The organism is Kitasatospora sp. NPDC127067 (assembly GCF_042724755.1).
Lineage (GTDB): Bacteria > Actinomycetota > Actinomycetes > Streptomycetales > Streptomycetaceae > Kitasatospora > Kitasatospora lactacystinica.
Genome location: NZ_JBHXEM010000194.1, coordinates 1 through 11,903 on the forward strand (window position 1 = coordinate 1; position 11,903 = coordinate 11,903).

An 11,903-nucleotide genomic window follows, 5' to 3' on the forward strand; every position below is an offset into this window, starting at 1 on the left:
TGCTACTTTTTTTTATACTCCACGGGGCCGGGGCCTACGCGGAACGGGTTGGTGTGTTGATGTGTGTGGTGCTCTGTTGGGGTTGGGGGGCCCCGGCCAAGCTTGGCCGGGGCCGCCGTTGCCTTTGGGGTTTCTGGAAGGGGCGGGAGGGTGGGGTGCTTCCTTCTCTTTCGCTTTTCTTTGGGCGGGCCTGCGTCGGAGGACGCGGGCCCACCCAACTCCATGGATCGGCCACCGGACCTGTTGCCGCTGTTCCGGCTTGTCCCGCCCGGACCTTTCGTCCTTGCGGAAATGCCAGGTGGGGGCGTCCTGTGTTGGGGGCGTGGGGGTTCTGGACTCCTCGCGCGGGAAGTCGGCGGGGTCGACTTCCCGCGCACCCGTTGCCGCTTCGGCGTTGGCGAAGCGGCAACGGGCTTGGGCCGCCGTTGCTTTCGTGGCCTGGGCGGGCGCCCGGAGCCTCAGCGGGCGGCGGCGCGTTGGAGGGCGCTGGCGAGGAGGGCGAGGTCGGTGGGGCCGTTGCCGAGCTCGCGGACCGGGCGGCGGGCCGGCGGGGCGCCGAGCTGGAGCGGGTCTATGGCGACGACGGTGGGCCGCAGGGTGGCGGTGCGCGGGATGCGGCCGCTGATCCGGGCGGTCTGGAAGGCGGTGACGCCGCCGTCCGGGAGGCGGAGGTAGCCGCGGCCGGGGGTGTCCTCGGGCAGGGCCGCCGCGTCGCCGAGGTGGATCAGCAGGTCGGAGTCGGCCGGGTCGTCGGTGCGCAGGGCGATCCGGAGCAGCGCGGCCTCGTCCACCTCGGTGCCGGCGCTCTCCTCCGGGCGGCCGGTGGCGACGGCGAGGTGCACGCCGAGCGGTCCGCCGCGGCGGGCGACGGCGGCCAGCGCGCGGGTGAGCGGGCGGCCGGCGGCGGAGGTGGGGGAGAGCAGTGCGTCGTAGTCGTCGACGACGACGACCAGCCGGGCGGGTGCGGCGGCGGGTCCGGTCGGGCGGGGGCCCTCCGCGCTGCGCGGCGGGATGATCCGGGGTGTGGTGGCCGCGCCGCCGCCGACGGCGGCGGGTACCGGGACCCTGGGGTGCTCCGCGTGCGCCTCCCGCCCGTCCGGGCCCCGCCCGTCCAGGCCCTGCTCGTCGAGGATCCGTGCGGCGTGCCAGGAGGCGAAGTCCAGCCCGTCGAACAGTCGCTCCCGCAGGGCGAGTTCGTCCTCCAGCGCCTCGGCGGCGAGCAGTGCGGCGCGCGGGTCGGCGGCGGCGTTCACCCGGCCGGTGACGTGCGGCAGGTCGGTGCAGCCGTCGAGGCCGTCCTGGCCGTCCGGGGTGGTCCGGCCCTCGATGATCGTGACGGTCAGCCTCTCGGGCCGTTCGGAGACGGCGAGCGAGGCGACCAGGGTGCGCAGCAGTTCGGTCTTGCCGGAGCCGCGGGCGCCGCCGATCAGCAGGTGCGGGCCGCCCGGGTCGGGGGAGGGGAGGGTGAGTTCGGGGTCGGCCAGGTCGAGGGTGCAGAGCTCGTCGCGGGTGGTGCCGAGCAGGGCGGTGGCGGCGCCGATGCCTCCGGCGTGCGCCTCCCAGCGGGCGGACAGCTTGGCCGGGGTGACGGTGTCGAGCTGGAGCAGGTCGAGCAGCCGCAGTACGTCGGGCAGCGGGCCGCGGGCGGCCGGGACGGCCTCGCGCAGCGGGGCGAGGACGCGGGCCAGCCGTTCGGCCCAGGCGTCCGAGACGGCGTCCAGCGAGACCTCGTGGAGGGCTTCCCGGCCGCGGGCGACCGGGCGGTTCAGCGAGAGCTGGGTGCCGACCTCGCCGGTGATCAGGGCGGTGGCGCCGAGGCCCCGGGGGAGCAGTTCGGGCTGCTCGGCGAGGCAGATCGGGAAGATGCCGACCGCCGGGCCCTGGCGCAGCAGCAGGTCGAGTGCCTGGCGGGCGGCTTCGGTGGCCGGCCGGCCGTCCACCACGACCACGGTCGCGGGGTGGCCGCCGAGGCCGCTGGGGCCGCTGAGCCGGGCGGTGAGCTCGGTCAGCCGGGCGGTGGCCTGTTCGTCGTCGAGGCCGATCAGCAGTCGGCAGTCCTGGCCGTCGACCGGGCGCAGGTGGGGCAGCCACAGGGCCCAGGCCCAGGTGTCGGCGCGCTCCTCGGCGGTGCGGGTCTGGTCGGCGTCGACCACGACCAGGCTCAGCCCGGTCGGCGGGTGCAGCGCGGCGAGCTGGGCGACGACGGCGCGGGTGAGCGCGTCCAGGCGCTCGCGCGGGCCGCTGAGGCCGAGGCTGCCGGCGGTCTGGAGGTCGAGGGTGACCGGGACGGCGGGCAGCGTGGTGCCGGGTGTGGTGCCGGGGCCGCCGGGGCGGTCGGCGGTGCCCAGGCGCAGGGTGAGCGCGTCGGGGTGGCCGGGGCCGCGTTCCCAGAGGCGGGGGCCGGGGCCGACGGCGTTGAGCAGCAGGGTGGCGAGGTCGGGCCAGCGTTCGCGCTGGGCGGCGGTCTGGCGCAGCCGTACCGCGGCGTGGTGGCGCTCGGCGCTCTCCTGGCCGGGCGGTTCGGCGGTGCGGCCGGGCAGCAGGGAGAACAGGCCGCGGCCGCGGCCGGGGGCCGGTTCGGGGGCGGTGGGCGGCTCGACCACGGGCGGCGCGGGTCGGGCCGGGCCGGGGGCGGCGAGCTGGAGGTGGCCGTTGCCGTCCGGCAGGGCGGCGCGGGTGGTGCCGGCGGCCTCGGCCGGGTCGGGGGCGGTCACCTGGAGGGTGGACTCGCCGATCCGCAGCACGGCGCCGGGCTCCAGCGGGACGGCGGCCTCCGGCGGTCCGGGCGGGACGAGCCGGCCGTCCAGCGTGCTGCCGTTGGTGGAGCCGAGGTCGCGCGCGGAGACCCGGCCGTCCTCGGCGAGGTGCAGGGAGAGGTGGAGCCGGGAGACGTCCGGGTCGTCGAGCGGGACGTCGGCCTCGGCGGAGCGGCCGACCCGGATCTCCCGGCCGTGCAGCCGGTGCACGCCGCCGGCGTCGGGGCCGCCGACCACGCGCAGTTCGGCGGCGGCGGGGGCGTCGTCGGGGTCGTCGGCGGTCGGGTCGGGCTCGTTCAGGCTGAGGACGGCGCCGTCGAGCAGCGGGGGGTGGCCGAGCAGGGTGTGCTCGTCGACCCGGTGCGCCCCGGCGTACAGGTGCACGTGGGTGGCGGCCCGTGGCCCGCGCACGCCCACGGCGCCGGCGAGCGCACCCGCGATGGCGCCGAGTGCGGTGCCGACGGGCGCGGTGACCAGCACGTCCACGTAGGGGATGGCGGAGCCGGCGGCGGCCGGGCCGCTGCGCGGTCGGAGGACGGTCAGCCGGATCTGCATCTCGCCCGCGGGTCCCTTCTGCTGATGTGAACCTGGTACCGCTGCCCGGTGCCGTGGGCACCGTTGGGCCACACGAGTGGCGAGTGTCCATCCTGCCATCCGTCGAGGACGGTCCGCGCACGGTACCGGATTTGACGATCTTGCGATCGGCACCGTGACGGGGCGACGGGGAGTCAGGGCCGACCGCCTCCTCGCGGGGTGCCCGGGACCTTCCCTAGGGGATGTCCCCCAACCCTTCCCCAGACCGTACGGATGGCCTACCGGCCACCCCGAAAACCCGAACCGGCACCGTTAGAGTGGCCGCAGACACGGGCCCGGCAGGCTCACCGCACCGGCGGAGGAGCGCCCCGCGCGGGCGGCACGGCGAGGAGTGCGACAGGTGCGGCCAGTCGGCAGCAAATATCTGCTGGAGGAGACCCTCGGACGGGGTGCGACCGGGACCGTCTGGCGCGGCGTGGTGCGCGAGGACGCGCAGGTGCCGGGCTGCGCGCCCGGGCAGCGGGTGGCGATCAAGGTGCTGCGCGAGGAGCTGGCCGCCGACCCCGACGTGGTGATGCGCTTCCTGCGCGAGCGCTCGCTGCTGCTGCGGCTGACCCACCCCAACATCGTCCGGGTCCGGGACCTGGTCGTCGAGGGCGAGCTGCTGGCCCTGGTGATGGACCTGGTGGAGGGCCCCGACCTGGCCCGCTACCTGCGCGCCAACGGCCCGTTCAGCCCGATCGCCGGCGCCCTGCTGATGGCCCAGGTCGCGGACGCGCTGGCGGCCAGCCACGCGGACGGGATCGTCCACCGCGACCTCAAGCCGGCCAACGTGCTGCTCGCCTCCACCGTGGTGGACGGCGCCGAGCGGATGCACCCGCTGCTGACCGACTTCGGCATCGCCCGGCTCGCCGACTCCCCGGGCGTCACCCGCACCCACGAGTTCGTCGGCACCCCCGCCTACGTCGCGCCGGAGTCCGCCGAGGGCCGCCCGCAGACCTCCGCGGTGGACGTGTACGGCGCCGGGATCATGCTGTACGAGCTGGTCACCGGCCGGCAGCCGTTCCAGGGGGACAGCGCGCTCGCCGTGCTCCAGGCCCACCTGGCCCACGAGCCGCAGCGGCCCAGCACCATGCCCGAGCCGCTCTGGACGGTGATCGAGCGCTGCCTGCGCAAGGACCCGGCCCAGCGGCCCGGCGCCACCTCGCTGGCCCACGCGCTGCGGGTGGTCGCGGCCGGCGTCGGGGTGCACGCCTCGCCGCCGGCGGTGGACGAGGCGCTGGCGGTCGGTGCCCTGCTGCTGCCGGACCCGCAGCCGACCGCGGTCCCCACCACGATGTCGCCGATGTCGCCGATGGCGCCGATGGCGCCGATGGCGACGATGCCGGGCGCCGTGGCCCCGGGCACCGAGGACCGCACCCAGGTGCTGCCGCCGACCCCGGGCGGGTCGTTCGACCCGGCCGCGGCGACCCGGGTGATGGGCACCCAGCCGCCGCCGGCGCCCCCGCAGGGAGCCGCGGACCGCACCCGGGTGATGCCGCCCGTCGCGGTGCCGCCGCCCCCGCCCGTGGCGCCGCCGCAGGAGGAGGCGCCGCACCCGTGGCAGACCCAGTTGCGCGCGGCGCGGGACCGCAACCAGCAGACCCAGGTCGGCTACTTCGGTCCGGAGGACTACGAGGACCACGCGGAGCCGCAGGTCGCCCCGCCGCCCTACCAGGCCGGCCAGGGGGGCCACGCAGGCCAGGGGCACCGGCCGGGCCAGGGCGCCCCTGGCGGCCCCGCCGGGCCGCAGCAGCCCGGCGGCTACCGCCAGTCCCCGCCCCCGCCCGGCTACGCCCAGCGTCCGCCGGTGGCCCCGCCGCCGTATCAGGCGGGCCGGGGCGGCCAGGCCGGTCAGGGGGGCCAGCGGGGCCAAGGAGGCCAAGGAGGCCAGGGCGGCCGTCCGCAGCCGCCCGGTGGCTACCGGCAGGCCCCGTCCGGGTACGGGCAGTCGCAGGGCGGCTACCCGCCGCCGCCCGCGCCCGCCCCGGTGGCGCGCCGGGCCGAGCCGCCCGCGCCGCAGTACCGGGAGGCCCCGCCGCAGCGCCGCGAGGAGCCGCCGGCACCGGCCCGCCGTGAGACCGCGCCGGCCCGTGAGCCGCGTCCGCGCAGCCGCAACCGGATGTACATTCCGGGGCTCGGCTGCCTCAAGGGCTGTCTGATGGTGCTGCTGGTGCTCGCCGTGGCGGGGCTGGCGCTGTGGAACTTCACGCCGCTGCCGCAGTACTGGGACAACGTCGTGGGCTGGTTCGACTCGGCGCGTGACTGGGTGAACGGCCTCGTGGGCAGCTCGAAGAACTGACACCGGAAGACTGGGGGCAGCGGGGATGGGGATGCGGGGAAGCCGGGCGAGCGCGGTGCTGATGGGCGTCGTGGTGGCGGTGGCGGGGGTGCTGCTGCCGGCCGGTCCGGCCGCGGCGGCGGAGACGTCGCACTGCGGCCGGTACGAGACCGTGCCGGTCGCGGGCGGCCGGTACGTGGTGGACAACAACAACTACGGCGGAGCCCGCGAGTGCCTCGGCACCGACGGCCGGGCCGGGTTCACCGTCCTGTCCTCCGAGGCGGCCACGAGCCCGCCGGCCGGGCCGGTCGCCTACCCGGAGATCTTCGACGGCTGCCACTGGGGCACCTGCACCCCGGGCAGCGCGCTGCCGGTCCGGGTCTCCGAGCTGGGGCGGGCGACCAGCAGTTGGTCCACCACGCTGCCCGCCGGGGGCGACTTCAACGTGGCGTACGACCTCTGGTTCAACACGGCCCCGACCACTCCGGCCGCAAACGGCCAGCCGGACGGTGCCGAGCTGATGATCTGGCTGGACCGCCGTCCGGCCTCGGCCAGCCCTTCCGGGAGCACCGCCGTCGTCGGTGGCACCGGCTACACCAGCTGGCAGCTCACCATCGCCGCCAACGGCCGGCAGTGGCCGATGGTCGCCTACCAGGCGCAGGTGCCGGTCACCTCGGTCACCGACCTCGACCTGCGCGCCTTCGTCCGGGACGCGGTGACCCGCGGGGTGGTCAAGCCGGAGTGGTACCTGATCTCGGTGGAGGCCGGCTTCGAGATCTGGCGTGACGGCGCCGGCCTGCGGACGGAGTCGTTCTCCACCGACGTGCGGCCCGGCCGCCCGGTGGGCCCGATCGGTGCCCCCGGCGGCCGCTGCCTGGCAGATCTGCCCGGCGGTACCCCGGACGGCCCGGAACCGGTGGCGCTGCTGGACTGCGACGGCTCGCTCGCCCAGCAGTGGAGCGTGGAGACCGACGGTACGGTCCGGCTGGGCGGCAAATGCCTGGGCACCGACGGCAACCAGGCCTCGCTCAACCCCTGCAACGGCTCGCCGTACCACGTCTGGCTGGTGGGGATGGCCGGCGCACTGTGGAACCAGGGCGCCCAGGGCTGCCTGCGCGACCCGGCGAACGGCACCGCGCCGGGCGGCGGCGCCGACCTGGCCGGCTGCGACGGTTCCCCGGCGCAGAGCTGGACGCTGCCGACCTCGGTGAGCTGATCAGGGCTCCGGGCCACGCCCGGGCGGCAATTTTGACGCTATGTCGACAATTCGCGAGATTTCTCGGCCGGGACTCCCGCCCCGGGCCCCTCGGGCGGCCCGCGCAGGGCCTCCGGGCGCGTAGGTTGGTCGCTGTTGTCCCGCCCCACCGAGCGCGCCGGACCCCCGGAGCGCTCCCGCGCCGCCCACGGAGCAGCATTGGCACGCAAGATCGGCAGCCGGTACACCGTCCACCAGGTGATCGGCCGGGGTTCGGCCGGCACGGTCTGGCTCGGTGAGGGGCCCGACGGCCCGGTGGCGGTCAAGCTGCTGCGCGAGGACCTCGCCGCCGACCAGGTGCTGGTCGGCCGCTTCGTCCAGGAGCGCACCGCGCTGACCAGCCTCGACCACCCCCGGGTGGTCGGCGTGCGCGACATGGTGGTGGACGGCAGCGACCTCGCCCTGGTGATGGAGCTGGTCCAGGGCACCGACCTGCGCTCCCGGCTGGAGCGGGACGGCGCGCTGCCGCCGCAGACCGCCGCCTCGATCATCGCCGACGTCGCCGACGGCCTGGCCGCCGCGCACGCGGCCGGCATCGTCCACCGCGACGTCAAGCCCGAGAACGTCCTGCTCGACCTCGCCGCCGCCCCCGGCCCGGGCGGCGCCCCGCGCGCCAAGCTCACCGACTTCGGCGTGGCCCGCCTGGTCGACGCCCCCCGCCGGACCCGGGCCACCCGGATCATCGGCACCCCCGACTACCTCGCCCCCGAGATCATCGAGGGCCTGGAGCCGCGCGCCGCCGTCGACATCTACGCCCTCGCCACCGTGCTGTACGAGCTGCTGGCCGGCTTCACCCCCTTCGGCGGCGGCCACACCGGCGCGGTGCTGCGCCGGCACGTCACCGAGCAGGTGCCGCCGATCCCCGGCCTGCCGGACGGGCTGTGGCGGATCATCTCCGAGTGCCTGGCCAAGGCCCCCGCCTCCCGGCTGCGGGCCGCCGAGCTGGCCTCCCGGCTGCGCGAGCAGCTGCCCTCGCTGGCCGGCCTGCCGGTGCTCGCCGTGCCCGGCCAGGGCCGGGCCCCGGTCGAGGAGCAGCTGACCCCCGGCGAGGCCGTCTACGCCGAGGTCGACGCCGGCCCCGGCATCCACAAGCGCCGCCGCGGTCCGGCCGTCCCGCTGGTGCCGGGCGCCGCCCCGGACTCCACCCGGGACACCCACACCAGCCTGCGCCGCCCGTCCGCCGACGAGCTGGCCGCCTACGCGCTGGAGTCCCGCGCCCAGCGCGCCGCCCCGGGCCACCGCCGGGACCGCCAGGCCCTGCTGCGCCGCCGCCGGCTGCTGGCCGTCCTGATCGCCACCGTCCTGCTGCTGGCGGGCGCCGCCGCGGCCTGGACGGCGTTCGCGGCCACCGTCCCGGACGGCGGCCACCCGGCCCGTCCGGCGGTGTCGGGCACCGGCCCGCGGGCCCCGTAGCCGGAGCCGTCGGCGCGGCCGTGACGGCGGCCGTGACCCCCGGGGAGCCGGGGGTGTCGTCATGACCACTCCCGGAACCATTACCCTGGGGGCGTGGCAGCCGTCGATCCTTCCGAAGAGCTCAAGAACCTCGATACGACCATGGGGTCGATCGAGGCCGTCCTCGACCTGGACAAGATCCGGGCCGACATCGCGGTCCTGGAGGAGGAGGCAGCCGCCCCCACCCTGTGGGACGACGTCGCGAACGCGCAGAAGGTGACCAGCCGGCTCTCCTTCCTCCAGGGCGAACTGCGCCGGGTCGAGGGCCTGCGCAGCCGCATCGACGATCTGGGTGTGCTGTTCGAGCTCGCCGAGGCCGAGGACGACGCGGACACCCGCGCCGAGGCCGAGACCGAGCTCGTCTCCCTCCAGAAGGCCGTCGAGGAGCTGGAGGTCCGCACCCTCCTGTCCGGCGAGTACGACGCCCGCGAGGCGCTGATCAACATCCGTGCCGAGGCCGGTGGCGTGGACGCCGCCGACTTCGCCGAGCAGCTCATGCGCATGTACCTGCGCTGGGCCGAGCGGCACGGGTACCCCACCGAGGTGTACGACACCTCGTACGCCGAAGAGGCCGGCATCAAGTCCGCGACCTTCACCGTGAAGGCGCCGTACGCCTACGGCACCCTCTCGGTCGAGCAGGGCACCCACCGCCTGGTGCGGATCTCGCCGTTCGACAACCAGGGCCGCCGGCAGACCTCCTTCGCCGGCGTCGAGGTCCTCCCGGTCGTCGAGCAGTCCGACCACGTCGACATCGACGAGGGCGAGCTGCGGGTGGACGTCTACCGTGCCTCCGGCCCCGGCGGCCAGGGCGTCAACACCACCGACTCGGCGGTGCGCATCACGCACATCCCGACCGGCATCGTGGTCTCCTGCCAGAACGAGCGCTCGCAGATCCAGAACAAGGCGTCCGCGATGAACGTCCTCCAGGCCAAGCTGCTGGAGCGGCGCCGCCAGGAGGAGAAGGCGGCGATGGACGCGCTCAAGGACAGCGGCAGCTCCTGGGGCAACCAGATGCGCTCCTACGTGCTGCACCCGTACCAGATGGTGAAGGACGTCCGCACCGCGTACGAGGCCGGCAACCCGCAGGCCGTGCTGGACGGCGACATCGACGGCTTCATCGAGGCCGGGATCCGCTGGCGCAAGCAGCGCGAGACCAGCGCCGAGTAACGGCCGACATCGACGAAGGGCCCCGACCGCTGCGGTCGGGGCCCTTCGTCGTACGCGTCGTGGGTCGTCAGGCCAGTGCCTGCCGGGCGATCAGCGCCACCGCGAGCAGTCCGGCCAGCAGGGCCAGCAGCATCGCGGGGGAGAGCGCGGCGAACGGGCTCTGCTGCTCCTGAAGCCGGGCCCGGTTGGCCCGGCACACCGGGCAACGCCCGTCGCTGACGCGGCCGTTGCAGTTGGCGCACACCAGATGGTCGCAGGTCATGCGATCTCCTCCTCGCTGCTACAGCCAACGCACCGGACGGGGCTTTGGTTCCATGCACTGCCCTGTACGGGGGAGCGGCCGTGACACGGTCGCCCACCTCCACTCTGCCAGGTTCCGGCAGTTCCGGCTTCCGGGCTGTGAGATGCCTCGCAATATTCGGGGCATAAGCGGACATTCTCCCGCAGAGTCCGGCCGTTGTCACGGGCGGTCCCTGCGGGCCGGTCGCCGATTCGCGTATGGTCCCAGACCGGGAGCAGCCCACCGCGCTCCTTTCGCTCGCCCATGGACCGGGCCTCCGGGGCGGACCGACCGAGGACTGGCGCCGCCTAGGATGGCCTCCGTGATGCAGCCGTGATCAGATTCGACAACGTCTCCAAGACCTATCCCAAGCAGAACCGTCCCGCCCTGGACAACGTCTCGCTGGAGATCGAGAAGGGTGAGTTCGTCTTCCTGGTCGGCTCGTCCGGCTCGGGAAAGTCCACCTTCCTGCGCCTGTGCCTGCGCGAGGAGCGTCCCAGCACGGGCGCGGTGCACGTACTGGGCAAGGACCTCGGCAAGCTGTCCAACTGGAAGGTGCCGCACATGCGCCGCCAGCTGGGCACCGTCTTCCAGGACTTCCGCCTGCTGCCGAACAAGACGGTCGCGCAGAACGTCGCCTTCGCCCTGGAGGTGATCGGCAAGCCCAAGAGCGCCATCAACAAGGTGGTGCCCGAGGTGCTGGAGCTGGTCGGCCTCGGCGGCAAGGAGGACCGCATGCCGGGCGAGCTGTCCGGTGGTGAGCAGCAGCGCGTGGCCATCGCCCGCGCCTTCGTGAACCGTCCGATGCTCCTCATCGCGGACGAGCCCACCGGCAACCTCGACCCGCAGAACTCGGTCGGCATCATGAAGCTGCTCGACCGCATCAACCGCACCGGAACCACGGTGCTGATGGCCACCCACGACCAGGCCATCGTCGACCAGATGCGCAAGCGCGTCATCGAACTCGACAAGGGGCTGCTCGTCCGCGACCAGGCCCGCGGCGTCTACGGATACCAGCACTGACCGACCAGCGCTGACCCGTGGGGCCGCCGGCCCGACCCGCCAGACCAGAGCAGTACCGACCCTGGAGTGTTTCCCGCATGCGTGCCCAGTTCGTCCTGTCGGAGATCGGTGTGGGTCTCCGACGCAACCTGACCATGACCATCGCGGTCGTGGTCAGCGTCGCGCTCTCCCTCGCCCTCGCCGGTTCCTCGCTCCTGGTCCGCGACCAGGTGAACTCCATGAAGGGGTACTGGTACGACAAGGTCGAGGTGAGCATCTACTTCTGCACGAAGGCGGACGCCCGCAACTCGCCCCAGTGCGACAAGGGCGCGGCCACCGACCAGCAGGTCCAGGACATCAAGGACCAGCTGGACAAGATGACCTCGGTGGTCCAGTCGTCCACCTACGAGAGCTCGCCCGAGGCGTACAAGCACTGGAAGGAGATGAACCCGGACAACCCGCTCATCTCCGTCCTGGGTCCGGACGCCATGCCGCAGTCCTGGCGGGTCAAGCTCAACGACCCGACCAAGTACGACGTGATCCAGAGCGCCTTCGCCGGCAAGCCCGGCGTCAAGTCGGTCGAGGACCAGCGGAAGATCCTGGAGAACCTGTTCGGCCTGCTCAACGGCCTCCAGACGGCGGCCTTCGTGATCATGGTGCTGATGCTGTTCGTCGCCCTGCTGCTGATCGTCAACACCGTCCGGGTGTCGGCGTACAGCCGGCGGCGCGAAACCGGGATCATGCGCCTGGTCGGTGCCTCGAACTTCTACGTCCAGATGCCCTTCATCGCCGAGGCGGCCTTCTCGGCGCTGCTGGGCGCGGCGATGGCCTCCGGACTGCTGATCGGCGGGCACTTCTTCGTCCAGAACTGGCTGGCCGACCGGGTGCAGTTCATCCACTTCATCGGGCTCGGCTCGGTGCTCGCGGTGATACCGCTGCTGATCGTGGTGGGTATGGGCATGGCCGGCGTCGCGGCCTTCTTCACCCTGCGCAAGTACCTCAAGGTCTGATTCCCGCAGGCCCGACGGCCCCGTACGGCACTGGGCGGTTTCTAGCGGTCGTTGCAACACGTGGTCGGTTGTTCAGGCCGCGAGCAGTTTATGCAGGCGCTCGGCTGGGGTTTCCCAGCCGAGCGTT

At 74.2% G+C, this 11,903-nt stretch carries 8 protein-coding genes; 6 read left to right on the top strand and 2 right to left on the bottom strand.

From position 1 onward, the window contains the following. Nucleotides 1-458: 458 nt before the first annotated feature. A complete protein-coding gene (locus ACFWJ4_RS38945; RefSeq protein ID WP_380553480.1) occupies nucleotides 459-3,311 on the bottom strand; it encodes an FtsK/SpoIIIE domain-containing protein in 2,853 nt (950 codons plus the stop codon). 379 nt (nucleotides 3,312-3,690) lie between these two features. On the opposite strand from ACFWJ4_RS38945, the gene ACFWJ4_RS38950 reads away from it, so the two are divergent. From ACFWJ4_RS38950 to prfB, 4 genes are all read left to right on the top strand, one after another. Next, entirely contained in the window at nucleotides 3,691-5,631 is a 1,941-nt protein-coding gene (locus tag ACFWJ4_RS38950) for a protein kinase (protein ID WP_380553483.1), read from the top strand. Nucleotides 5,632-5,656: 25 nt separating this feature from the next. Further along, nucleotides 5,657-6,826 (top strand): ricin-type beta-trefoil lectin domain protein, encoded by a 1,170-nt coding sequence (locus ACFWJ4_RS38955; protein WP_380553486.1) that lies wholly within the window; start codon nucleotides 5,657-5,659, stop codon nucleotides 6,824-6,826. Between the two features lie 198 nt (nucleotides 6,827-7,024). Beyond that, on the top strand, nucleotides 7,025-8,278 hold the full coding sequence (locus ACFWJ4_RS38960) for a serine/threonine-protein kinase (RefSeq protein WP_380553489.1): 1,254 nt from the start codon (nucleotides 7,025-7,027) through the stop codon (nucleotides 8,276-8,278). A gap of 93 nt (nucleotides 8,279-8,371) precedes the next feature. Then, nucleotides 8,372-9,484 (top strand): peptide chain release factor 2, encoded by a 1,113-nt coding sequence (gene prfB, locus ACFWJ4_RS38965; protein ID WP_359904258.1) that lies wholly within the window; start codon nucleotides 8,372-8,374, stop codon nucleotides 9,482-9,484. Nucleotides 9,485-9,551: 67 nt separating this feature from the next. On the opposite strand, the gene ACFWJ4_RS38970 is transcribed toward prfB, so the two are convergent. Further along, the gene (locus ACFWJ4_RS38970) at nucleotides 9,552-9,746 is read right to left on the bottom strand and encodes a hypothetical protein (protein WP_359904255.1); all 195 of its coding nucleotides are present in this window, start codon (nucleotides 9,744-9,746) and stop codon (nucleotides 9,552-9,554) included. Between the two features lie 351 nt (nucleotides 9,747-10,097). Between ACFWJ4_RS38970 and ftsE the strand changes: the two genes are divergently transcribed. Next, nucleotides 10,098-10,787, top strand: coding sequence for a cell division ATP-binding protein FtsE (ftsE, locus tag ACFWJ4_RS38975; protein WP_030059730.1), 690 nt, complete (start codon nucleotides 10,098-10,100; stop codon nucleotides 10,785-10,787). A gap of 77 nt (nucleotides 10,788-10,864) precedes the next feature. Continuing rightward, the gene (gene ftsX / locus ACFWJ4_RS38980; protein WP_359904252.1) at nucleotides 10,865-11,776 is read left to right on the top strand and encodes a permease-like cell division protein FtsX; all 912 of its coding nucleotides are present in this window, start codon (nucleotides 10,865-10,867) and stop codon (nucleotides 11,774-11,776) included. Nucleotides 11,777-11,903: the final 127 nt, after the last annotated feature.